This window comes from Myroides gitamensis, from assembly GCF_029894455.1.
Classification (GTDB): domain Bacteria; phylum Bacteroidota; class Bacteroidia; order Flavobacteriales; family Flavobacteriaceae; genus Flavobacterium; species Flavobacterium odoratum.
Genome location: NZ_JARYHN010000001.1, coordinates 1,882,070 through 1,905,605 on the forward strand (window position 1 = coordinate 1,882,070; position 23,536 = coordinate 1,905,605).

Annotated in this window: 25 protein-coding genes and 4 tRNA genes; 14 read left to right on the forward strand and 15 right to left on the reverse strand. The window is 37.5% G+C overall.

Annotated features, from left to right (window positions below; genetic code table 11):
• Positions 1-120: 120 nt before the first annotated feature.
• On the reverse strand, positions 121-429 hold the full coding sequence (locus M2306_RS08235; protein WP_498882815.1) for a helix-turn-helix transcriptional regulator: 309 nt from the start codon (positions 427-429) through the stop codon (positions 121-123).
• Between the two features lie 10 nt (positions 430-439).
• On the reverse strand, positions 440-778 hold the full coding sequence (locus M2306_RS08240; protein ID WP_498882816.1) for a response regulator: 339 nt from the start codon (positions 776-778) through the stop codon (positions 440-442).
• A gap of 309 nt (positions 779-1,087) precedes the next feature.
• On the opposite strand from M2306_RS08240, the gene M2306_RS08245 reads away from it, so the two are divergent.
• The 4 genes from M2306_RS08245 to M2306_RS08260 all read left to right on the forward strand — a co-directional run bounded on the left by M2306_RS08245 (position 1,088) and on the right by M2306_RS08260 (position 3,477).
• The gene (locus M2306_RS08245; protein ID WP_115089854.1) at positions 1,088-1,549 is read left to right on the forward strand and encodes a GyrI-like domain-containing protein; all 462 of its coding nucleotides are present in this window, start codon (positions 1,088-1,090) and stop codon (positions 1,547-1,549) included.
• Complete coding sequence (locus tag M2306_RS08250; protein ID WP_115089853.1) at positions 1,549-1,917, forward strand: DUF1801 domain-containing protein; 369 nt, start codon at positions 1,549-1,551, stop codon at positions 1,915-1,917. The genes M2306_RS08245 and M2306_RS08250 overlap by 1 nt, the downstream gene beginning before the upstream one ends.
• A 66-nt stretch (positions 1,918-1,983) precedes the next feature.
• Complete coding sequence (locus M2306_RS08255) at positions 1,984-2,775, forward strand: carbon-nitrogen hydrolase family protein (RefSeq protein ID WP_259188248.1); 792 nt, start codon at positions 1,984-1,986, stop codon at positions 2,773-2,775.
• A 144-nt stretch (positions 2,776-2,919) separates the two neighbouring features.
• Complete coding sequence (locus tag M2306_RS08260) at positions 2,920-3,477, forward strand: GNAT family N-acetyltransferase (RefSeq protein ID WP_259188247.1); 558 nt, start codon at positions 2,920-2,922, stop codon at positions 3,475-3,477.
• 21 nt (positions 3,478-3,498) lie between these two features.
• Here M2306_RS08260 and M2306_RS08265 read toward each other — a convergent pair whose 3' ends face one another.
• Together M2306_RS08265 and M2306_RS08270 are read right to left on the reverse strand one after the other, a co-directional pair.
• A complete protein-coding gene (locus M2306_RS08265; RefSeq protein ID WP_259188245.1) occupies positions 3,499-4,341 on the reverse strand; it encodes a GNAT family N-acetyltransferase in 843 nt (280 codons plus the stop codon).
• A gap of 19 nt (positions 4,342-4,360) precedes the next feature.
• A complete protein-coding gene (locus M2306_RS08270) occupies positions 4,361-4,960 on the reverse strand; it encodes a GrpB family protein (RefSeq protein WP_115089849.1) in 600 nt (199 codons plus the stop codon).
• Between the two features lie 462 nt (positions 4,961-5,422).
• Between M2306_RS08270 and M2306_RS08275 the strand changes: the two genes are divergently transcribed.
• From M2306_RS08275 to M2306_RS08285, 3 genes are all read left to right on the forward strand, one after another.
• Positions 5,423-5,503 (forward strand) — tRNA-Tyr (locus M2306_RS08275).
• A gap of 58 nt (positions 5,504-5,561) precedes the next feature.
• Positions 5,562-5,642: transfer RNA gene (locus M2306_RS08280), tRNA-Tyr, on the forward strand.
• Between the two features lie 40 nt (positions 5,643-5,682).
• Positions 5,683-5,763: transfer RNA gene (locus M2306_RS08285), tRNA-Tyr, on the forward strand.
• A 133-nt stretch (positions 5,764-5,896) separates the two neighbouring features.
• Here the strand turns inward: M2306_RS08285 and M2306_RS08290 are convergent.
• The 4 genes from M2306_RS08290 to glyA form a co-directional block, all read right to left on the reverse strand.
• Positions 5,897-5,966: transfer RNA gene (locus M2306_RS08290), tRNA-OTHER, on the reverse strand.
• A gap of 330 nt (positions 5,967-6,296) precedes the next feature.
• Positions 6,297-7,130: a pyridoxal kinase gene (pdxY, locus tag M2306_RS08295; RefSeq protein WP_259188244.1), complete on the reverse strand. Its 834-nt coding sequence runs from the start codon at positions 7,128-7,130 to the stop codon at positions 6,297-6,299.
• Between the two features lie 65 nt (positions 7,131-7,195).
• Complete coding sequence (locus tag M2306_RS08300) at positions 7,196-8,332, reverse strand: DegT/DnrJ/EryC1/StrS family aminotransferase (RefSeq protein WP_115089847.1); 1,137 nt, start codon at positions 8,330-8,332, stop codon at positions 7,196-7,198.
• Between the two features lie 352 nt (positions 8,333-8,684).
• Complete coding sequence (glyA, locus tag M2306_RS08305; RefSeq protein WP_115089846.1) at positions 8,685-9,965, reverse strand: serine hydroxymethyltransferase; 1,281 nt, start codon at positions 9,963-9,965, stop codon at positions 8,685-8,687.
• 231 nt (positions 9,966-10,196) lie between these two features.
• On the opposite strand from glyA, the gene M2306_RS08310 reads away from it, so the two are divergent.
• Together M2306_RS08310 and M2306_RS08315 are read left to right on the forward strand one after the other, a co-directional pair.
• Complete coding sequence (locus M2306_RS08310) at positions 10,197-10,619, forward strand: PH domain-containing protein (protein WP_259188243.1); 423 nt, start codon at positions 10,197-10,199, stop codon at positions 10,617-10,619.
• 60 nt (positions 10,620-10,679) lie between these two features.
• Positions 10,680-11,447: an aminoglycoside adenylyltransferase family protein gene (locus M2306_RS08315; RefSeq protein ID WP_115089844.1), complete on the forward strand. Its 768-nt coding sequence runs from the start codon at positions 10,680-10,682 to the stop codon at positions 11,445-11,447.
• A gap of 14 nt (positions 11,448-11,461) precedes the next feature.
• Here M2306_RS08315 and M2306_RS08320 read toward each other — a convergent pair whose 3' ends face one another.
• Entirely contained in the window at positions 11,462-12,265 is an 804-nt protein-coding gene (locus M2306_RS08320; protein WP_115089843.1) for a helix-turn-helix domain-containing protein, read from the reverse strand.
• A 91-nt stretch (positions 12,266-12,356) separates the two neighbouring features.
• Here M2306_RS08320 and M2306_RS08325 point away from each other — a divergent pair, with 91 nt between their 5' ends.
• From M2306_RS08325 to M2306_RS08335, 3 genes are read left to right on the forward strand one after another with little or no spacing between them, the layout of a single operon-like run.
• Positions 12,357-13,685: a TolC family protein gene (locus tag M2306_RS08325; protein WP_115089842.1), complete on the forward strand. Its 1,329-nt coding sequence runs from the start codon at positions 12,357-12,359 to the stop codon at positions 13,683-13,685.
• 9 nt (positions 13,686-13,694) lie between these two features.
• Positions 13,695-14,747 carry an HlyD family secretion protein gene (locus tag M2306_RS08330; protein ID WP_002991407.1) on the forward strand — a complete coding sequence of 351 codons (1,053 nt, stop codon included), beginning with the start codon at positions 13,695-13,697 and terminating at the stop codon, positions 14,745-14,747.
• Complete coding sequence (locus M2306_RS08335; RefSeq protein WP_259188242.1) at positions 14,744-16,333, forward strand: MFS transporter; 1,590 nt, start codon at positions 14,744-14,746, stop codon at positions 16,331-16,333. The genes M2306_RS08330 and M2306_RS08335 overlap by 4 nt, the downstream gene beginning before the upstream one ends.
• Positions 16,334-16,491: 158 nt before the next feature.
• Here the strand turns inward: M2306_RS08335 and hmpA are convergent, their stop codons facing one another.
• The 6 genes from hmpA to M2306_RS08365 all read right to left on the reverse strand — a co-directional run bounded on the left by hmpA (position 16,492) and on the right by M2306_RS08365 (position 21,870).
• Positions 16,492-17,691, reverse strand: a complete 1,200-nt coding sequence (gene hmpA / locus M2306_RS08340; RefSeq protein WP_259188241.1) for an NO-inducible flavohemoprotein — start codon at positions 17,689-17,691, stop codon at positions 16,492-16,494.
• A gap of 149 nt (positions 17,692-17,840) precedes the next feature.
• A complete protein-coding gene (locus M2306_RS08345) occupies positions 17,841-18,278 on the reverse strand; it encodes an RrF2 family transcriptional regulator (RefSeq protein ID WP_002991399.1) in 438 nt (145 codons plus the stop codon).
• A 104-nt stretch (positions 18,279-18,382) separates the two neighbouring features.
• The gene (locus tag M2306_RS08350; RefSeq protein WP_259188240.1) at positions 18,383-18,808 is read right to left on the reverse strand and encodes a GNAT family N-acetyltransferase; all 426 of its coding nucleotides are present in this window, start codon (positions 18,806-18,808) and stop codon (positions 18,383-18,385) included.
• A 90-nt stretch (positions 18,809-18,898) separates the two neighbouring features.
• A complete protein-coding gene (locus M2306_RS08355; RefSeq protein WP_498882817.1) occupies positions 18,899-19,489 on the reverse strand; it encodes a hypothetical protein in 591 nt (196 codons plus the stop codon).
• Between the two features lie 3 nt (positions 19,490-19,492).
• On the reverse strand, positions 19,493-20,470 hold the full coding sequence (locus tag M2306_RS08360; RefSeq protein ID WP_259188238.1) for a hypothetical protein: 978 nt from the start codon (positions 20,468-20,470) through the stop codon (positions 19,493-19,495).
• Positions 20,471-20,715: 245 nt separating this feature from the next.
• On the reverse strand, positions 20,716-21,870 hold the full coding sequence (locus tag M2306_RS08365) for an Atu1372/SO_1960 family protein (protein WP_259188237.1): 1,155 nt from the start codon (positions 21,868-21,870) through the stop codon (positions 20,716-20,718).
• Between the two features lie 69 nt (positions 21,871-21,939).
• On the opposite strand from M2306_RS08365, the gene M2306_RS08370 reads away from it, so the two are divergent.
• Positions 21,940-22,740 carry an AraC family transcriptional regulator gene (locus M2306_RS08370; protein WP_259188236.1) on the forward strand — a complete coding sequence of 267 codons (801 nt, stop codon included), beginning with the start codon at positions 21,940-21,942 and terminating at the stop codon, positions 22,738-22,740.
• A 132-nt stretch (positions 22,741-22,872) separates the two neighbouring features.
• Complete coding sequence (locus tag M2306_RS08375) at positions 22,873-23,448, forward strand: porin family protein (protein ID WP_115089833.1); 576 nt, start codon at positions 22,873-22,875, stop codon at positions 23,446-23,448.
• Positions 23,449-23,536: the final 88 nt, after the last annotated feature.

Below are 23,536 nucleotides of genomic sequence, written 5' to 3' on the forward strand. Positions count from 1 at the left end.
TCTTATCAAGAACTAAAGTAGCTATAAGACCGCTGTATTCAAAGCATCCCGCTCTTTTTTTAACAAATATGAAAGTTGAGTATTCATTTTGGCTAAAATCAAGGGCTGGATTTCTTAAAATTAGATGAAACCTTGGAGTTTTACTTGCTTCAATAGCTCAGACAAATCATTCACTTCAAACTCCTTTTTCATGGTGGTCAACATCCGTTGCACGGTGCTCTGACTTTTAAATACAATTTCACATATTTCTTGTACTTTGTATCCTTTATCCAATAACATAAGAATTTCGATATACTGTTCTTGTTGCATCAATTGACGTTTAGCCAATAAGCTCAATACATTTTTCACTCCTTGACTATACACGACCTGTCCAATCATACACTGGCGAATCGTTTCAATCAATAATTCATCAGTAACATCGGCTTTCATCAATAATCCATCAGGCCTTACTTGTTTTGTGAATGCTGTAAATCAACAACGCTTCTTCATGCCCCGTAATCATTATGATTTTTGCTTTCGGAAATTTACTTTGAGCATATAAGGCTAATTTTTGTCCATCTGAAATACGCAGTTGAACATCAAAGTTTTTCGCCAAATTATAATCAATAATCAGCATGTCAATACTTTCCAATTCATCGAGGTATTCTAATGCCTTCGGAATAGATTCACTTGCGTAAAAGGTACTCTCTAAAAAATTTTCTCGAAGTAAGCGAATATAACTAGTCAAAATCATCGGATGATCATCAATTACTAGAAATACAGGATTATATAAATTCATAGTAGATACAATTAGAAATAAGAAAATTTTCAGTCAAAATTACGCTTTTTTTTCCCACTATCCATCATACCACTTTAGATTAACTATAAAATATATTCAAAAAATAGAGTTAAATTAAAAAATTATTCATTTTTTGATAATTTTTCAAGCACTACATAAACAATTTTACAAATGAACTCACTTTCCACTTTTACTTGTGAATTTCCTTCCGCCTCAACCTGTTAATTGTTCCTTTTCTTTGTCCTCTTGACATAGGGTTGTCATCCCTCCTATCTACTTTTGTACGCAACATTAAAAATAAATACAAGCATGCAAAAGACTCAAGTATCCGCTAAGTATATCATTGGAATTGCTATACGTACAACCAATCAAAACGAGCAATCTGCCTTGGATATTCCACAGCTATGGAACGACTTTCATACCCAGCAAATTCAAGCAAAAATCCCAGCTAAACGAAGCGAAGACATCTATGCAATATACACGGATTACGAAAGTGACTTTACGGCTCCTTATACCACTATTATAGGTTGTGAGGTACAATCATTAGCCGAAATTCCCGACGGAATGGTGGGGCATATTATCCCTAGTGGATCGTATACGAAGATTGATGTACAGGGTAATTTACTCGAAAATATTGTCATCAATGCATGGATTAAAATTTGGAATTCACCAAATCTTGAACGAACTTACACTTCGGATTTTGAAGTCTATGGACCAAAAGCCCAAAATCCTTTACAAGCAGAAGTATTCCTATATTTAGCCACAACCTAATGTTAAACGCAGTAGATTCTTTTTACTTCAAACAACCGGAGCCCAATCAAAGCTGTTTATTGGCCTTGCGTGACTTTATTCTGCAACAGGATACTCGTATCACGGAATCGCTAAAATGGGGTACGCCTTGTTTTTCTTTTCGCAATCGAATGTTTTGCTTTTTAGCACTTACAAAAGCACCTCAAACGCCTTATTTGCTATTAGTAGAAGGACATCGAATTGAGCATCCGCTCTTGGAAGTAGGAACGAGAAAACGCATGAAAAGTCTGACTATTGATCCGACAAAAGATTTGCCCTTCGCTCCTATTCAAGACATCCTTGATGCTGCTTTACATCTGTATCAATCAGGCCAAATTAAATCGAAATAATACCTTTTTCTCTCCATTCTAGGTTATCTTTGGAACAAGTAACTAATTTCAATTATACAAAAAACGATGCGAGTAGGTTTTTTTCAATATGCGGTCATTTGGAGAGATATTCAAGCGAATCTAGATTATATAGCAACAAAGGTGAGACAAGAAACATTTGATTTATTGGTTTTACCTGAGTTCTTTACAACGGGTTATGCAATGGATACACGAGAAGAGATTTTACCTTTTGTAGAAGATTTAAACAACAGCCAAACGGTTCAATTTCTAACGCGTTTGCTCCAAGAAACAGGAAATGGATTCATCTCTGGGACAATACCTGAAGTAGATCAGGGTGTTTTATACAACACCTCTATTTTAGTTAGTGCAGCAGGATTAGTTGCTTCCTATCGAAAAATACACCTACCCGATTATGAAAAGCGTTTTTTTCAACCCGGTGATACAGCCATTGTACATCAAACCCCACAAGCAACTATTGGGTTAACCATTTGCTTTGATTGTTGGTTTCCGCAACATACGTCACTCCTGAAACTACAAGAAGTGGATGTTATTTGTCATTCTTCTTGCTTTGGAGGTCCTGTAACTCCAACGATTGTTCCTATTAGAGCTTTGGAAAACCAATGTTTCTATATCAGCTGCAATCGAATTGGCGAAGAGTATTTCGAGGGTGAATTGGAATCCTATCGAGGAGAAAGTCAAATTGTCAACCCCGATGGAAAGGTCATTGCAAAAGCTGCAGACACAGAAAGCCTAACGTTAATTGACATTGATGTAAACGAGGTAAATCACCCTGATTTTGGCAGTTTAATTACGAAAGACTTTCAGTCTGAACACAACAAATACAAGATTAATTTATAGCTAAAGCGCGTTCCTGGGAACGCGCTTTTTTATTCTTTTTGAATCGCTATATGCCAACGTCTAAAAAACAAAATTGACTCCAGCACGTCAGTTTTATTTACTACTTTTACTTTTTATTCATTTCAAACTAAACTCATCTAACTGATGTTTTTCAACGAATTCCCAACCTTACAGACTGATCGCCTGCTCTTAAGAGCCCTACATTTTACAGATGCACCAGCACTATTTGATTATTTTTCGAGAGATGAGGTTACAGATTTTTACGATTTGCCTACCTTTCAATCTGTTCAAGAAGCGCAAGAATTGCTGTTAGCTTGGCAAGAACGCTACCAAGACGACAATGCTATTCGTTGGGCCATTACCTTACAGGAAAGACCTGATCGATTGATTGGTACGTGTGGATTTCACAATTTTTCTACTGAAAATGCTCGTGCAGAGATTGGGTATGAACTACATCCTAATTTTTGGAGAACTGGTATTATGACCGAGGCAATTCAAGCTCTTATTCCTTTTGGTTTTGAAACATTTGATTTACACCGCATCGAAGCGTTTATCGATCCTGCTAATATTTCTTCTCGTAAATTACTTGAAAAAGTAGGCTTACAAGCAGAAGGAGTTTTACGCGATTACTTTTTTGAAAAAGGAAAATTTGTAGATGCCGAGATTTTCTCTCTTCTTAAAAGAGACTATCACATGCGTTAACATCTACAAATTTAGGACTAATTAAAGTGTTCTTTTCATTTCGAATTGAGCTAAATCACTAGTCAAATCCAATTGATTGAAAAAAGCAGCCATGGCTGCGGATGCATCATCAATATTATAGACGTATATCGCCTTAGATTCGGTGATTTGCTGCATGGTTTGAATTAATTGTGTTGCAATTCCTTTTCTTCTGTGATTTGCGTCTACAGCTAATTGGAGTACGCGTTTAGACGTTGGATTGAAAATAAGGTAACCAACCATTTTCCCTTCACTATACGCGCCTAAGATGCGACAACGGGCTTTGCTGTTTTCCAATGCGGATACCGCATTTTGCCAAGACGGTTGAATATCCCAAAAAGAAGAAAAAACAGCCCAATTAAAATCAGTCAATTCCTTAATTTCAACTGGTTTATTCTTCTGATTCACGTCTGTTTCTCCTTCAAAACAGATTAATTTTCTGGCTTTTTGGTAACCCATTTTTTCATAAGCGCGAATAGCAGCATGGTTTCCTTCGATTACTTCCAAGACTAATTGTTCTACTTTTAAAGGCGTTAATTGCTCAAATAACCATGCATACATCTTAGCGACTAGGCCTTGCCCTCGATGCGAAGGCACTACACCTGTAGCAGCATTATAAGCCGTTAGTTTTCCTTCTACCGTATTGAGTGCATGAAGCATAAACCCCACTAATTTCTCTTGATCTAAAACCCCCACAGAAAGATTCAACTGGATGTTTTCAGCTGCTATTTTATTTTCTAATTGTTCCACAGTAAGCTGTAAAGGAATGATGTAATCCGCAAAGGATTCATTCAATACCTGAACGATGGCTTCTTTATCTACTTGACTTAAATCTATTACTTTCATATCTTAATCGTACTTCTTTCTACTTCTCATTTTCTTTATACCAACGTATCGCATTTTGCTCTTCTCTTTGGATGAATGCATCTTTACCATCGTTGTAATCATTTCCTGTCTCCCACTGTTGCTGTACCAACTGTTCTTTCAAGGCCTGATAGGCAGCTTTAACTGAAGGATGTGTACGCAAATAATCGCGAAAGGCTAAATGGCGTGTCCAATTTTCAGACGTGGTAGGAATAACGTGGATATGGGCTAAACGCAGGTTGTGGTCGTGCATTTTCTCAGGTATTTCATCCTGTACATCAATGACCTCAGGCAAGGCTAATGCACTTGGAGCGTCATGCAACAAAACAAAATAACGGCGATACGGCATATCGACATTATACTTGGGATAATACACATAATTTTGTCCTGCTAATAAGGCTGGAACTACATCTAGCTCTTCCTCATTGCGAACACCAACCATAATATCAATAATAGGTTTAGCCGCCAATCCGTCAACGGATGTGCTACCAATATGCTCAATGCGAGGTTGCAACTCTTTTAAACGAAGAGCTAATTCGCTTTTTATCTTTTCAAATTGTTCTTTCCACTTGGGATTATAGGGCTCGAAAGGTAAAATCATCTATCTTGTTCTTTAGGTTCACTTTACTATCATCGTCTCAAACAAATGTAGGCAAAACCCAAAAAAGGAGGGCTACTATTTGTTTTCATTTGTGTTCAATTTATAAGGTTTATGACAAACAAAGGATAAAAGTCCTAGGTCAACCCAATACCCATCTCTATTTATGTTCCCCTTTTCGAGTTTTTGAACTGCCTGCATGAAGGAGAAGTGAACGGGAAATGAATGGGAACATCTCCTGCGCTATATCGACTAAAAACGGCACGAAAGAAGTCGGTTTTCGGGTGTTTCTTATTTTTTGTAAAAAAAGTTTACAAAAAATTTCAAAGGCTTAGTTTTTTATAACCAAACAGTTAATGAATCTTGAGGGGATGGCGAACAAAAAAAAGCGACAAAACGCTTGCAGATTAATAAAACAGCGCTATCTTTGCACCGTTCTAATGAAGAACTGAGGCATACGCTGAAGGGGAGATACTCAAGCGGCCAACGAGGACGGACTGTAAATCCGTTGGGTAACCTTCGCAGGTTCGAATCCTGCTCTCCCCACATAAAAACATACACGATCTTATACATTATTGTTAGACTAAAATAAAAAATACCGGAGGGGGAGATACTCAAGCGGCCAACGAGGACGGACTGTAAATCCGTTGGGTAACCTTCGCAGGTTCGAATCCTGCTCTCCCCACAAAACATACATATGCTATTTTAGTTTAACAATATAAGGAGGGGAGATACTCAAGCGGCCAACGAGGACGGACTGTAAATCCGTTGGGTAACCTTCGCAGGTTCGAATCCTGCTCTCCCCACACCAAAAAAAAGCCTTCTAATTTTCATTAGAAGGCTTTTTTTGTTTACGATGTTTAGTTAACGGTGAACAGTTGACGGTGTAGGGTGTACGGTTAACTACAAACTGTCAACTATACACCGTACATCATCTCGAGGTTCCGACTGGATTCGAACCAATCTACTGATTATTGCGTAATCAGGCCTCCCAATCGGCCACGGAACCTTATTTAGTTTACATTATTAACTAATCAATATACAAAATATTTCATTGATTTCCAAATACGTACGGGCGAATAGCAATTCGCCCCATATAATCCTCTTTTTTATTTTTCATGTATACGAGTGCATTGCCATGCACTCCTACGCAATTCTTTTTTTTATTTTTCGAATATATGGGTGCATTGCCATGCAATCCTACGCAATTCTTTTTTTTTATTTTTCGAATATATGGGTGCATTGCCATGCACTCCTACGCAATTCTTTTTTTTTATTTTTCGAATATACGGGTGCATTGCCATGCACCCCTACGTATATGGGACATTACCATGCACCCCTACATTTCCGCATGCACAGTCAATACATCGTTTAAATCGAATTCACTTCTTCCTTCTTTTACGATGCGGCGCAAAGCTCTTTTAATCAAAATACTTGCTTCTTTGGCACAATCTGCATACGCCTCGTACTCCTTCAATTTAAGTAATAACACCAACGCAGCAAAGAGTTCTCCTGTACCAGGTGGATCGATGGGGACATAGTCGATTTTTACCACCTTGTAGGCTTCTTTTTGTTTAACAACAATATGAAGCAATTGATCGGTTGTATCTTTAAATCGACAACCAGTTATGAGGATATCTTTGGATTGTAAGATTGGATGCTTCTCTACTGCTCGTACCAGTGCTTCATAGGAAGTAACGGGTTGATTGAGTATCGTTTCTATTTCAAACTGATTGGGTGTCAATACATCCGCTAAGGGCAACAAATGTTCTATAATTGCCTTTGGAACTTCTTGATTGACATATAACCCTTGTGGTTGATCTCCCATCACAGGGTCACATAGATAGAGTATATCCGGATGACTCTTCTTGATGGTGCGAATAAACGCTGCTGTTTGTTCCACTAATTCAGCTGATCCGATGTAACCCGTTACAATAGAAGAAACTTCATCGAGTATATTTAGTTTCAAAATCCCGTCTAAAACCTCCTGGAACAATGCACTAGGCATCAGTCCCCCTCCTACTGTTGGCAACCCATATCGGTTTGATAGGATGACTGTTGGAACGGCAATAGCATCTTGACCTGCAACTTGTAGAACGAGGGAAGTTGTATTACTCCCTACATATCCATAAGCCACTTTACTGTGAATGATAATTGTTTTCTTGCTCTTCATTGGCGTACTAAAAAAAAGACACTTAAATTTACTACATCTCAAGGCGAATTACTCGCAATACTGCTTTATTTTTTTATTTTTTCAATTACTTCTAGGAGCTGTGTCGAGATAAAAGATAGCTCTTCTTCTGTCAATTCTGTATGAATAGGCAACGACAGCACTCTTGATACCAAGTATTCCGTATGAGGCAATTCGTACGTGCGATCTTGTAAATTCTTAAACATTTCTTGTTGATGACAAGGCACGGGATAATAAATCATCGTTGGCACACCTCGTTCTGCTAATTCACGGTGAACAAGATCTCGATCGATGCCTTCTAAAATCAAAGTATATTGATGATAGACATGGTGACTATAAGCAGGTTCAAAAGGGGTGATTAGATTGGCATGGTTAGCAAATGCACAGTTATAATACGCCGCTACAGCCCTTCTTTTGTCGCAATATTCATCCAAATACTTCAATTTTACATTCAGAATGGCTGCCTGAATACTATCCAATCGACTGTTTACTCCCACAATCTCGTGGTAATAGCGTTTTTCAGAACCGTGATTGCAAATTTTCATCATTTTTGCTGCCAGTTCATCGGAGTTTGTCATAATCACTCCCCCATCGCCATAAGCTCCTAAATTTTTAGAAGGAAAAAACGAAACACAACTGATGGTGCCGATTGTTCCTGTCTTTCTAGTTTCATTTGCTGTACTATAATTCCCTCCAATACTTTGTGCGTTATCTTCAATTACAGCAATATTATGTGCTTCTGCAAGCTTCATAATCGGCTCCATATTCGAACACTGTCCGTATAAATGCACGGGGATAATTACTTTTGTTTTGGAAGTAATAGCTTGTTCCAAGCTCTCCATATTTAAGGTAAAAGTATCTGGATCTACATCGACGAATACGGGCGTTAGTCCCAATAAAGCTACCACCTCAACTGTAGCAATAAAAGTAAAAGAAGGCGTTATTACCTCATCACCTGGTTTTAAATCCAACGCCATCAAGGCTATTTGCAAGGCATCTGTTCCATTCGCACACGGAATGACGTACTTTGCTTTGGTATAAGAAGCCAATTGAGTGGTAAAATTTTTAACAGCAGGACCATTGATAAATGCAGTACTATCAATCACTTCTTTGATTGCTGCATCAATTTCCGTTTGGATGCTTTGGTATTGTCGTTTTAAATCGACCATTTGAATGGTATCCATAGTGTACCTTTGTGTATTAGTTTGTATTTATGTTCTTCCCATCACGCTTCATTCAAGGGAGCCTCTATAGCTATTCCTATTCTTTGTTGGGTACAAAAGTAACTGCTATTTGGATCATCATACTATACCAGTTTACAACTTCTTTATAGTCCAGCAAATAATTTCAATCTTGTCTTCCTCTCTTACAAAATAGATTACTCATTTTCAATAAGATATAAAAAAACCTCGCCACTTTCGCTGCGAGGTATCTTACTTAACAAATTAAATCTAGTGCTTTTTATACGTTGTATGTAAAAAAAATTGCACTTGAACCGTATTCCTATTTCACTTTTATCTTTCCTCTAAAAACCTATTAACGGGCAAACATGGGATAATCTTTCATCATGCGTTGCACCTCTTCTTTAATTTGGCGGTGTTTCACTGCATTATCTTTGTTTTGCAACACTTCGTGAATCAATTCGACAATGATGTACATCTCTTTTTGCAACAATCCTCGGGTAGTAATTGCAGGGGTTCCCACGCGAATACCGGACGTGATAGCCGTTGATTGTTGATCATAGGGAATCATGTTTTTATTTAGCGTAATTCCCGCTTGTTCCAAGACAATTTCAGCTTCCTTTCCGGTGATTCCTTTGCTACTTAAATCTACGAGCATCAAGTGATTGTCTGTTCCTCCAGATACCAACGTATATCCTTTATCTAAAAAAGCCGTTGCCATCGCACGACTATTCTTTTGAATTTGTTGGGCATAAGTCGTAAAATCATCCGTTAAAATCTCGTGAAATGCCACCGCTTTCGCTGCAATAGTATGCATGAGTGGTCCGCCTTGATTACCAGGGAATACAGACGAATCCAACACTGATGACATCATTCGAATCTCGCCTTTTGCCGTTTTCAACTGTTGTGGATTTTCAAAGTCTTTTCCCATCAAGATAATTCCTCCTCGAGGTCCGCGCAAGGTTTTATGTGTAGTCGTCGTCACAATATGACAATGCGCAACAGGATCACTTAATAATCCCTTTGCAATTAATCCTGCAGGATGTGCCATATCCGCTAGTAAAATGGCTTGTACACTATCAGCAATAGCTCTGAAACGCTCGTAGTCAATACCTCTGGAATACGCACTCGCTCCTGCAATAATCATCTTGGGTTTTTCTTTCGAAGCAATGGCTTGTATCACATCATAGTCCAATAATCCTGTTTCTTTATTTACTCCATAAAAAACAGGTTGGTATAGTTTTCCTGAGAAATTTACTGCTGATCCATGAGTCAAATGTCCTCCGTGGGTTAAGTCAAATCCCAAAATCTTATCTCCAGGTTGTAAACACGCAGCCAAGACAGCAAAATTAGCTTGTGAACCTGAATGGGGCTGTACATTCGCATAAGTCGCTCCAAAGATAGCTTTGATGCTTTCAATAGCCATATTCTCTACTAAATCCACGTACTCACATCCTCCATAATACCTTCTGCCTGGATAACCTTCCGCGTATTTATTCGTTAAAATTGATCCATTAGCTCTTAATACCTCTTCGCTGACAAAATTTTCGGAAGCGATCAGTTCTAATGATTCTCGTTGCCTTGTCTCTTCTCTTTTAATTAATTCAAATAGAAGTTTGTTGTTGTAGTTGTTCATGATTGTTGCATTTACTTGTTGTTAAACCGCAATAAAGTAGCTCCAAATACGTCATCTACTTTATTTGAGCACAAAAGTAGGTCTATCATGGAGCAATAAAACAACACAGATTAACAATATCTAGTAGTCCAGATAAACTTTAAATCAAGCATCAATCCATTTCTCTTTTCTCAGTTGTTAAACTTAGTTATCTTTGATTTTCTCTTAAATTCAACCTCATTTTGGTTAACTATGAAAACAAAATACAGTAGTAAAGTGTCACTAGGAACAATAACACTCTTTCTTACCATAGGAATTGCTTGCCTTCTGGCTGCATTTTTTATTCAAATTTGGTACATTTGGTTGATTGCCTTAACTGTATTGGCTATGCTTATAGACGTTTACTTTCAAACCTATTATGAAATCGACACAACTCAAAACCTATTGCGTATAAGAGGAGGAATATTTGTAAATAAAAAGATTCCTATAGAAAGCATTCGCAAGATAGAAGAATCAAAAAGTGCAGTCAGCGGACCAGCTTTATCCAACCAACGTTTAGAAATTTACTATAAAACTTATGATAGTATTTTAATTTCCCCAGAAAACCCAATCGATTTTATTACGCAAATACAAACGTATAATTCAGATATTGAGTTTATTACAAAAAAAAAATAGGATCTTCTCCAAACGCTATAATTTTCGTAAATTCAATCTTTTATTCACTACTTTATTCTTATGTACCTTTCTACTACATACCCGCAAATACACAAAACCACAACAGCGCTAACTGCAATATTATCTGTAAAAATGGTAGCTATTTACTTATATGGTTCAGCTGTTGATGGTGGGTTGCGTCCTCAAAGTGATTTAGATTTTTTTGTAGTCGTTGATGCAACGGTAAGTGAAGAAGAAAAACAACGCCTCGTACAAGCCTTACTCCAAATTTCAGGAGCTATTGGCAATACGGCAGGTTTGCGTTATTTGGAAGTAACATTGGTACATCAAGAAGAACTGGACAAAGGCACTTTTTCTATCCAACGAGAATTTCAATATGGGGAATGGTTGAGAACCGATTATCTCACTGGGTTTATTCCACAAAAAACAATAGATCCAGACTTGACTATTCTCTTGCGAAAAGTCAAACAAAACAGTATTACCCTATATGGAAAAGAGGCAATGGAGGTGATTCCTGCGGTTTCAAATGAAGCGTTTATACAAGCCATTCAAGCCAATGTACCTCAACTAATTCAGGAAATTGAAGAGGATCAAACCAATGTCATCTTAACGCTTTGTCGCATGCTGTATTCTGTTCAAACGGGGCAAATTCTTCCCAAAGATCAAGCTGCAGCTTATTGCTTACCTTATCTTTCTCTTCCCTTTCACGCCTTGGTAGAAGAAGCAAAAGAAGCGTATTTGGGTACAACAACTTCTACACCAGTAACAGATTCAAAACTCCTTGCTGATTTTGGTGCAGTCATGGCTGAACTGATTCAATCTGTATAGATCTTTTATAGTTCCTAGGTTTTACTACGTACCGAAAATTGAAAATCACTCGGTCTAATGTTCAGTAACTGTTGAAATGTATTACTAAAAGCAGCAATACTTGAATATCCGACTTCAAAAGCAACTTCGCTTACATTTTTATTGTTTTCCATCAGTAATTCCATGGCTTTAATCATGCGCAACATTTTTAAATACTGTAGGAAAGAGATGGCTAAATGCGTTTTAAATAAACGCGTCAACGATCGTACACTATAACCAAACGTTTCAGCGAGATACGTCAAGGTCAATTCTTCTCCTAAGTTTTGATGCATAAAGTCTGTGATAGCCAACATATGACTATCTTCTGTTGTTGGCAATTGAATGGAAAAAGGTTTTCCTGGATCTTGCATGATATAATGCTTCATCGTCGTTAGAAATTCATAGGCCCATGTATCGGGAAATATAACGCCTTTCCATTGTCTTGCATACACTAACATTTCATACATCAGATGACTGACAGGATAAATCCCCAGTTCATCCATAAAATGATACTTCTGATCCATTTCCTCCTCGTGAAAATAAATATTCAATAGCACGATTTCTGTTGTATTCGACTTTACATTGTGAATCGTTCCTTTCGGAATCCATACATAGTGCTGAGCGGGAATATAATACTCCCTTTCTTTCGTTTTCAAATAGGCAATTCCGCCCGAAACTAATAGAATCTGACTTTTATTGTGCTTATGCGGAGGGAAACGATGTTCCAATTGCTCGCGCATGATGTAAATGCTCTTTGGATATTCGTCAATATCTTTTTCTGCTTGTTGTAAGATTTTCATACTGGCTAAAATAAGTAAAATATTGGCTAGTTATATAAAATACTTAGAATCATTCTATTCTAGTTTTGCATAGAACAAACGATATAAAACAATGAAACAAAGTCGAAACATACTACTTCTGTTCTTTTTGCTAGCCAATTATCATTTCTTATTCAGTCAAGAGGCTGCTCAATCAGCTGCTACTTTTGATTTGCAAAAAGTATGGCAGTACACCGAAGATAATTATAAAAAACTAGCAATTATCCGTTTACATGCCCAGGATAAACAAGAAAATATAAGGCAAACGCAAAGCAGTCGCTTGCCAACGGTACAACTCGAAGGAAGCTATGGCAAACGATCCGATTTGTCTCTGTATGAGGATGGATTTCTTCATCAGCCCACTGTAATTCCCATTCGATCCACCCAATACAGTACTTCTTTATCTACCGATTTGGTGCTGTATCAGGGCAATCAGAAAAATAGACAGCTTCAAATTCAAAAAGTAGAACTTGCCTCCATCGAAACGCAACTTCAACAAACTACAGCGGAAGCAAAAATTGAAAGTACAAAGTTGTTCTACGCCCTAGTTTTACATCTGAACTACCAAGAGTTAGTGGAAAAAGAGATTGCACAGGATGAAAAACAATTGAAAGATATACTGAGTTTATATGAAAATGGCACAATTCTAAAAAGCGATGTATTGCGCGCTGAGGTAACGCTATCGAATCACAACATGCTTTTAAAAGAAATTGAGAATAACCTGGTTGTTGTTACCCAACAATTGAATCTGATGATGGGACGAAAGGATACGGATGCGTTAATTCCTCACTATGCCGATTTAGATCAATTGCCAACGCTTGTCAGTTATGAAGAGCATTTGAACCAGGCTTTACTGGGGGCTTATTCCATTCAACTAGCCAATCAAGAAATTGAAAAAGGAGCTTTGACACTCAAACAAATTTCGTCTTCGGTATTACCTAAGTTATCCTTATTTGCTGATTATGGTCTTAATTATCCTCAAAACAAAACCTATCCGTATGCTCAAGCGTTATACCATATTGGTCAAGTGGGGTTGAAATTAAATATTCCTATTTCTAATTTATACCATACGAAACACCAAAAAAACAGCCAGCAAATCGTCATGCTCCAACAACAAGTAGAAAAAGAGCAACAGCAAGATCAGATTAAAAATGAGCTCCAAACCTATGTGGTCAAGTATCAAGAAAGTTTAGATCGCATTGCATTAGCGGAAAAAACCATCCGTCAAACGACAGAAACGCTGCGTATTATACGCAACAGTTACTTTAATCAACAGGCCTTACTCATCGACTTATTAGATGCTGAAACGCAGGTTTTACAAGCGCGTTTTACGCTTACAAGTGCGAAAATTAATGCCAAAATTGAATACTATCAAATCCAAAAAATAACCGGAATCTTATAAGCGTCTATCATGAATAAACATACTACAAAAACCGATCATCTTATTTTAAAAACCACTCAGATCTTAGCGCTAATTCTCTTAACGGGATTAGTGATTTACGGCTTATTGGCGAGTGTAGAATACATCAAATACGAATCGACCAATGATGCCCAAGTGGAACAATATGTCAACCCAATTAACAGTAAAGTTGGCGGGTATATTCAACGCATTTACTTTGAGGAGAATCAACTGGTTCAGGCTGGAGATACGCTTTTAATTTTAGACAGTCGAGATTACAAAGCAACCTTGTCGGAAACAGCAGCTTCTCTGGAGCATGCCCAAGCGCAATTGAGTATTCTCGATTCCAATATCAATACCTTAAACAATACAGCTCAAGTAGCCAAAGAGCAAATCAAAGTGGCACAAGCCAAACTCACCAGACAACAACAAGAGTTTAAACGATATGCCAATTTACTTGCAGAAGAATCTACCACCCAACAACAATTTGACAATGTTAAAACAGCACTTGATATCGCACAATCAGAGTACCAAGTGACACAAAATAGCTACCAAGTAGCCTTGGCTAAAATTGAAGATATCAAGGCGCAAAAATTAGCCGCGCTTTCTGAAATTAAAAAACAAGAAGCTTCTTTAAACAAGAATCAACTTAATGTGGGGTATACTGTTATTCAGGCACCTTACAAGGGTAGAATTGGCAAAAAAACCATTCAAGAAGGGCAATTGATTCAACCGGGGCAAACCCTATCTTATATTATCAATGAAGAAAGTGGTAAATGGATTGTTGCCAACTTTAAAGAAACGCAAATAGGCAAATTTCACCTGGGGCAAAGCGCTAGAATAACCCTAGACGCCTTTCCTGATAAAGAATTTAAAGGGGAAATTGAATCCATCTCCCCTGCAACAGGTTCACGCTATTCTCTTTTGCCTCCAGACAATGCAACAGGAAATTTCGTCCGCATCATTCAACGCGTTCCTGTACGAATCAAATTAGTAGAAGATTTATCTCAATATCCCAATCTATCTGCAGGAATGAATGCTAATGTTTATATCGACAAACCATGAAACTAGCTCCCCTCCCAACATTTAAAACTTGGGTACCTGATTACCTTATTCGCATTACCATCTTTCTGCTGCTATTCCCAGCCTTAGCTGTTTTTGCTTTTTATTACAGCAATAGTTTAGATACTATGGGACACTATGGAATAGAAGCGGGTGATGTACAATATTCCGTTTTATTAATGTACGGTGCCTTGGTTTGCTTTTTGCCTTTAGATGATCGATTGGTCAAGTATTTTAGCTTGCGAAAATACCTTCTCCTTGGAGTAACAATTAACACGATTACCTATGTAGTATGCGCAGTAACCCGAGATTTAACAATCTTATTTATCTGTCGTTTTATTCAAGGCGCTGTTTGTGCGCTCTTTTGCAGCATTTGTTTAAACTTACTCTTTCCGAGATTAAACTCAGCAAGAGCAAGGGTCATTGGTTATACCATTTTTTATGGGACGCTTTTAGTTTGTGTTCCTCTTTGTGGTATTTTATGTAGCTATATTTTACAGTCTTATCCCTTTGAACTCTTGTGGTATCTCTTGATTTTATCTCAAGTACCTGGGACGATTTTACTGCTGATTACAACCAATAATGTATATTTAAAACCAAGACTTCCCTTGTATCAAGTGGATTGGGTTAGTTATATCTACTTTACCGTGATTATTTGTTCCATCGGTTACATCTTTGTGTATGGACAAAAATTAAACTATTTAGAAGATGCAACAATTAGAGGTTTAAGCCTTCTCACATTATGCTCGATTCTCTTATTCGTCTTGAGACAGCAACGACTAAAAAGACCTTTTATCAACCTAGCCGTATTCCGATACCAAGACTTTTGTTTGGGTATTGCGCTGTTAATGGTATACTATTTTTTTAAAGGAACAACGGGGTTTGCTTATACGTATTTACAAACAGCTTTGGGGGTGGAGTCCATCAATTTAACTCCTATTTACCTGGGCAATTTATTGGGGACGCTCGCTGGACTACTAATTACCTCTAGGCTCTTATTAAACGGAACTGCAATTAAATACATTGTACTAGGTGGATTTGCCTTATTGCTCATCTACCATGTCCAAGTCTATTTCTTATTTTCAAGTCAAGGAGACCAAGATTCTTTTATTCTCCCTTTCTTTATTCAAGGAATGGCTATGGCAGCCCTGCATATTCCCCTAATTGTCTATACAGCAGCCTCTATTCCACCTGCTATCTCCAATGCTGTTTCCTTTTTGGGAATCAGCTTTCGATTTTTGAGTTTTTCGGTTACCATAGGCTTAACCAACTACTTTCAGCTATTTAATAGAAGTTCGCATTACAACCGAACGGCAGACTATGTAACGGAACTAAATCCGTTCCATACAGCAACCATTCAACATTTTCAACAACAGGTGCTCCTAGACGGCAAAGATGCTGCGTTAGGTACACAACTGGCAAGCAAATTATACAACACTCATATTTTACAACAAGTCAACTACCGTGCTTCCATGGATTATTACAGCTGGGCGATTTGGGGATTGGCCGGAGTTATCCTACTCGTTTTACTCGCCAAACCAACCAAAAAGGTCATTACAAAATTGAGTAGAAATTTTATTCCTTACTAAGCTTTTGTACTTTTTTCAACGGGGAATCCATGCTAAACATGGGTTCCTTTTTTTATGCCTTCTTCCAATCAAATCAAAATTACCTCAATTAAAAAATGAAACTACCTCCATTGAAGTAGTTCCATTTCTATAAAAAAGCGATTATAACAAAAAAAAAATTACAAGGTTAAAGAAGCAGGTCCAAATTCTTCAAAGAAAATAGCTGCTTTATCTACTTTTTGATCCACTAAATACTGGTAGTGTTTCTCAATAAATCCGCGAGGTCCGCAAATGTAGTATTCCGCTTCTTGTGATACAATATCCTTTTCTATTTGCGCCAATTCCACCCAACCTGTGTATGTATTTGGTGCAGCTGTTTCTACCGTATCATAAAAAATATGTTGCGTCACATTCGCATTTGCTTGTTCTACTTCTGCAAGGCGTTGCTTAAATGCATGAACTTCTAAATCTCTACAACCGTGTACCCATTTAATTGCTGGTTTCTGCTCCCCTTGAACAAGTGATTCCAACATAGCTAAAAGTGGTGTTTGCCCGATTCCTCCACTAATAAACACTTTTGTTTTAGCTGGGGTATCTTGTAAAACAAATACACCAGAAGGTGCTGAAAGATCAACTAAATCTCCCGGTTGAATAACCTTATGCAAACGGTTGCTGATTAATCCATCTGGATGTTGACTTCCACTTTCTCTTTTTACAGAAATACGGTAATATGCTCCATTTGGCGCGCAAGAAATACTATATTGTCTTGGCTGTAATAGGTTTAGTTCGGGTAAGAACATACGCAAACTAAGATATTGTCCTGGTTTAAAACCAGCAATAGGCCCTTGATCTGCTGGGTATAAATAAAAAGAAGTAATCTCCGCAGATTCTACTACTTTGTCTTTAACCACGAAAGGTCTCCAACCTGTCCATCCTCCTTTTTCATTTACTTTTTGGTTGTAGATATTTTGTTCATGTCCACTCATCAAATCTGCCAATTCTTGATAAGCTACTGCCCATGCACCTAATAAATCATCCGTAGCTAAATCACCTAGTACCTCTTTAATAGAAGCAATTAAGTGTTTTCCTACAATCGCATAATGCTCTGCTCGGATATCCAAACTGGTGTGTTTATGTCCAATAGAATCCACCACTGGAAATAAAACACTCGGATCATCAATGTGCTCTGCATATGCTAAAACAGCCATCGCCAAAGCCGTTTGCTGCTTTTCGTTTTGTTGGTTTCCTCTATTAAAAACATGTTGCAACTCTGGGTTGTGTTGAAACATGCGTTGATAAAAATGTTTTGTTAGCACTACCCCGTGCTCTCTTAGAATAGGAATCGTAGCTTTTACTAATTCTTTTTGTTCTGTTGTCATGATTTACTTGTTTTGTTATCCAGATAAAAAGAGCTTTTTATCTTTTATTTACTCATACTCTTGGTAGATTTACTCTACCTGTTTACAAATAAAAGACTTTTATCTCTTTTATTCAAGTAAAAGACGAACTTATTTTTAGTTCCTTTTTTTTATTTATTTAGGGTAAACTGCCCTTCAATCAAACCTAAATTGAATTGGCCAATAGTTGTAGTCTTCAATACGTGAGCTAAGTTATCTCTAATCTGCTTGAAATCATTGTGTAAAGGACATGGGTTTGTTTCTGAGCAATAGCTCAATCCCATCGCACAGCCGACAAAGAGTTCTTTGCCTTCTATTGCTTCTACGATTTCTGCCAAGGGGCGATTAAAATCTTCTCGTTCTAGAAAGAAACCTCCATTCGGTCCTTTCGTTGACTGAATAAGGCCCTCACGACTTAGTTTTTGGAGAATTTTAGCTAAGAAATGCTCTGGAGAATTGATTTCTTGCGCAATCTCCTTTATTCCAGACTTATGTCCTTCCTCACTTCTTTTGGCAATATATAAAACAGCTCTTAATGCGTATTCACAAGTTTTTGAAAAAATCCCCATAACTTCTTATATCTAGTATTGTATGCTTCTCGGTGGCAAATGTATGATAATTCTTCCGTATTCTATTCCCCAATGAATGAATTGCGATTTGTTAGTACCTCTTTTTATTTCAAGTATTTAACGAAATATTTAGGCACTTCTTCGTACCCTTGTCTCAAATAAAAATCATGGGCTTGGGTTCTCCTGCTATGACAGTGTAATTCAATGCGATCACAACCCATTTGTCTTGCTAAAGCAGCAACATAGTCCTCCACCTGTTTGCCTATTCCTTTACTTCTTGTTTCTGCATCTACAGCAAAATAGCTGATTCGCATAAAATCACCACGCAAGGCTAATTGAGGAATAAGAGACAATGAGATGAGGCCAATCACCTGGTCTTGCTCTTCCACTACCAGTAATTTTTCTCGGCTCTCCTGTCTCATATTGACAATTTTAGCAGGTAAAAAATCTAACGTATCTGGATAACCCAGCTGTTTCAAAAGATCAGCAACTACAGCTGCGTCTTTTTCTTCCATAGTTCGTATCTTCATCTTTGCTCTTTTTAGTCTTGTTCAAAAGAAAGTAAGGTTCCGTCTTTTTTAAATTCGATGGAATACCTCGCACGTTCATTGCTAATCGCTCTAGGATACCAACGCACTCGATTTTTTCTCGTGATCACGTACACCGTTAAATCGGTAAGGATTTCCTCCTATTTCTTCTACTTTTTCTTTTAATGCTTCATACACATTGTTTGCATGTACAAAAGGAATCTCATCTAAAGATACGATGTCTTCCTTAACTTTCGTGTGTTTTGACAATACAATTGGTTTGGGTTCCTGCCAATGTCCATCAACATAATAGTATTCATCTACATAGTTGGCATTATCTGGGTTTTGAATCTGCAGTAAAACGCGATGGTTATCGTAAAAATGAATGGATTGATAGACATAAATTGGTTTGTCTTTCAATTGCGGAAGGTTGCGCAACGCGGTTTCTACCTCTTGTAGATCTGCTCTATGTGCTGCAAATTCGGTCTTCTTTTGAGGTTGAGTAATCGCTGCTGTTTCTATAGGAAGTTCCTCTTCTACTAGCTGTTCTTTTCCTTCAACTGATTGACTGGTTGTGCTTCCGTTTTTGGTAGCTTCAATCGACTTCAAAAAATCCGTACACGAGCTTAAAAAAACAAGTGCAAATACCAATACACTACACTTAACTATATTTCTTTTCTTCATGACTTACTGTGGGTTAATATCTTGTTCAAATTGTGCTTTTGACGGTTCTTTGGGGTCATAAAACAAGCTACAATAGGTTAGATTTTTAATACTTCCCACCTCGAGTAAAGACACTATTTTCTTTATTTTTGCTTGATGGATTATCCCTCGATCATCGGTGTATTCTACATCAAATCGAACTTCGGGTTGTTCATTGATATAGGTTCCTGTTTGTTGAACGCTTACAATGGTTCCATTGGCTCGTTTACCTCTAAATTTCAAGGCCAAACTAGCCGTTCCAATATTCATTTTTCTAAAAATCAAGAACTTTACAATCACGTAAATAATGCCCGTAAATAGAATTAAAAAACCAGCACTACTAATCAAAGGATGACTCAACGTTAGAAAACGCCAACCATAGCCTTCACTTTCTAATTGATAGGAGAACGTATAGTAATACAACACCCCTGCTAAGAAAAGCAACCACAAGGCGAAGAACAATCCATTTATTCGTCCTTTGGTTCCTTCCAAAATAACATAGGGTTGTTTCTTAAAGGTTGGATCTACGCGTAGATGAATCATTTTCCCTTCGACAAAACGGTTTTGTTCCGGCTTGGAATCATTAATATCCAGCTTGTGCTCAATACTTTCGTTCTCCAGATTATGCAACTTCAAAACCAAGGATCGCATGGCTATGTTGTTTTTAAAAATTGCATTTGAACTCACTTGAGCAATACGCGCTTCTATGCGTTTACCCGTTTGATTAATTTGTGTAATATTTCGCTTAGACTGAATCGTATACTTGAAGACCAAGTACAATAAAACAGTAAATATAACCACCCAAAGGGCTATACTCAACCCCAAATACACCAACGCTTCTGTTGGGTTTACAGTTTCTAAATGATGCCTTTGAAATTCACTCCCATAATAGATAATAGCAGGATGAGCGAAAATAAAATACAAGAAAAACAAAAGCCAAAAAAGCCCAAAAATCTTACTCATGTACGTGTTTTTTGTTTAGTTTTTTCGTGTAAGGTGAAGGTAAAACGCTAGTAGAAATCTATTTTTTGCTTGATGATTCTACAAAACTACAAAAAAAACAATAAAACGGAGCAAAGCGAAAAGGGGGTGCTTTGTGAAGTCGCTTTTTTGCTTTTTCCGAAGTTGTAAGATTTATCGATTAACTTGGCAAATTGCCATTTGCCACTACGGGATTTTACCTCTCACCACCTCACCTTCTCAAAAATCTACTCCTCCACTTCAAAAATCGCTTGGATCGAAACACTTGATCCCAGTGGCAATGAACTTGCGCCTCCCGTATTTCTCGTATGTTTTCCTTTTTCTCCCAAAACCTCAACGACCAAATCTGACGCTGGATTCATCAATACTGCGTGTTGTGTATAGGTATCTACCGTATTAAAAGCTCCAATTAATTGAACACAACGCTGTACTTTATTCAAATCACCTCCAACAGCATCTTTCAAAATAGCTAACACATTCAGCATGGTTACTTTTGTTGCTTCTTTTACCTGTTCTTCCGTAACATCTACGCCTAATTTTCCTGGGTTGAATATTTTCCCGTCTTTCAAAGCAACTTGATTAATAAACACCAAATTACCCGAACGTACATACAGCTCGTAATTACCTACTGGTTTAGGTAAGCTAGGCAATACTATCTTTTTATCCTTCAACTGTTGATTAACATCTACAACTGTTTGAGTTTCCTTGGTTTTCACTATAGCTGGTGATTTTTTAGTTCCGCGTAATGCACTTGCAACTCGAGCTAATTTCTCTCCTTGATTTTGAGCCAAATAACGCTCCTCTTGGGTCGGTCGTTCTCCTTTGTTAATAGACATCGGACTCGTAACGCCCAATACGGAATTTCCTTGTTTTTTGGTGGTATCTATTTGATCAAACCCTTGAATACCATTGGGAATTAACAACATTCCATGAACAGCTAATGTATTCCAAAAAGATTGCAACGCTAATTCATTTGCTGCTCCACTGCCCCCTGACATAAACACTGTCGCTGGTTTTTCTTCCAATGCACGTGCCGTCCATAGGTCAATCGTTTGTGCAAAGAAAGCACTCATTCCCGTACTCATATTGCCAAAATAAACGGGAGAACCAAAGGCGATTCCGTCGTATTGAGGCAATTCATCCACTTGTACCAGAGGAACAGTAGCTAATGCTGGATTATTGTTTTCTTTTACCTTTTTAATTGTCGCCTTAGCTCCTGGCCAGCGCTCAACACCTTGAGCAATTTCTTTGGCTAAAGTATACGTACCTCCTTGATCCGAATCAAGGAGTACTAAAATATGAGTGGTTGGTTCTTGTGCCATACTGCGTTGGGTACTTAAAGTTAATACGATTGCAAAAAGCAGGATCGATACTTGTTTCATCTTTATCAATTTTGACTTGTTCTATACAAAGATACACTTGCTTTTTTTATTAACTTTGCCAAAAAGTATATGCAAAACGACACACCTAAATGTGGATTGATTGAACAAAATCAGGGGAATTATAGGGATAAGCTATCCATTGATGCCTATTTTTGGTATGTCCAAGATTGGCAACATGATGCTTATACCCACTCCCATCAACGCTACCAATTGACCTATGTAGAGCAAGGGTATCAATATTTTCATCTGAATAATAAAACCTATTTAGTTCCACAACATCACGTTATTTGGATTCCCTCTCATACGGAGCATCGCATTAGTTCTGAAGCTAAAACGGTACACTTGCGTGTTGCCTTATTTAAAACCGTACCACAAGATGATTTCTTTCAACAAGTGCACGTTTTTTCAGCTCCGCCTGTATTGAAAGAGATGCTGTTGTACGCAAGTAAGTGGAATCAAGTCGTTGATGAAAATCCAGATCAAGCGCTTTTCATCCAAGCCATTCTGAGAAATCTTCCTGAATTCTGTCAGGAGAATGAGTCGCTGCGTGTAACGATTCCTACTCATCCGCGTTTATTGGAAGTTTGTACTTACATCCATACACACTATCACACCAACTGTGCAACTGCGGATTTAGCTAGTATTGCCCAGATGTCTACCCGAAGTGTACAACGCCTTTTTAAGCAAGAAACAGGTATTACTCTTCAGAAATACACCCAGCTCATTCGCATTTTAAAAAGCATTGAGCTCCGTGATACCCAGCAATATACGCTAAGTGAAATTGCACATCTCGTAGGATATAGCAGCTTATCCGCTTTTACGTTATCCTACAATACTATTATGAAATCCAAACCACACAAACACAAATAATAGTACTAACGATCCCCCCAATTGTTTAAATCTTTCCCCTCTATTTGCGAAGTTGTTATACTTTTTTCACACTCCTTTGCATGTAACCCATTCTTTTTACTTAATTTAGCCTCTAATTAAAAAAAACTAAATATGAAAAAATTAGGCCTACTTTTTAGCATTTTACTGACGTCATTTGCTTTTAATTCTTATGCTCAATCACCTATCAATATAGGGATTAAAGCGGGCGCTAACTTTACAAACTTTTCAAGTAATCCAAAAGACTATAGCAGCAAAACAGCTTCTGGTTTCGGAGTAGGTGCTATGGCGCGTATTAACTTAAATCGTTCGTATATTCAAGCAGATTTGATGTATTCAGAAAAGAGCATCAAGTTTGAATCTGATCTTAGCAGTGATAAAACAAAGATGAAAAACATCGAAATTCCTGTGGTATATGGATACAAATTATTAAAAAGTCCATTGTATAACCTAAGAGTTTTTGGTGGTGGTGTATACTCTGTTGTTTTGAACGACTTATCTAAAGGTTCTGTCGATAATGCATTCAATGAATTTGATAAATCTAATATCGGATACCGTGTAGGTGCTGGTGTGGATCTTTTAAAATTCACGGTAGACGTTTCTTATGATGGTGGTTTAAACAACGTAAGTAAGAGTTTCTCTTCAAAACCAAATACTTGGTTCATTGCTGTTGGATATAAATTTCTATAATCCCACTTCTCATTATAAAAAAAAGGCTATTACTATGCGTAGTGATAGCCTTTTTTTATTTTATCCCTTATTTTGCAACAGCCGTTGA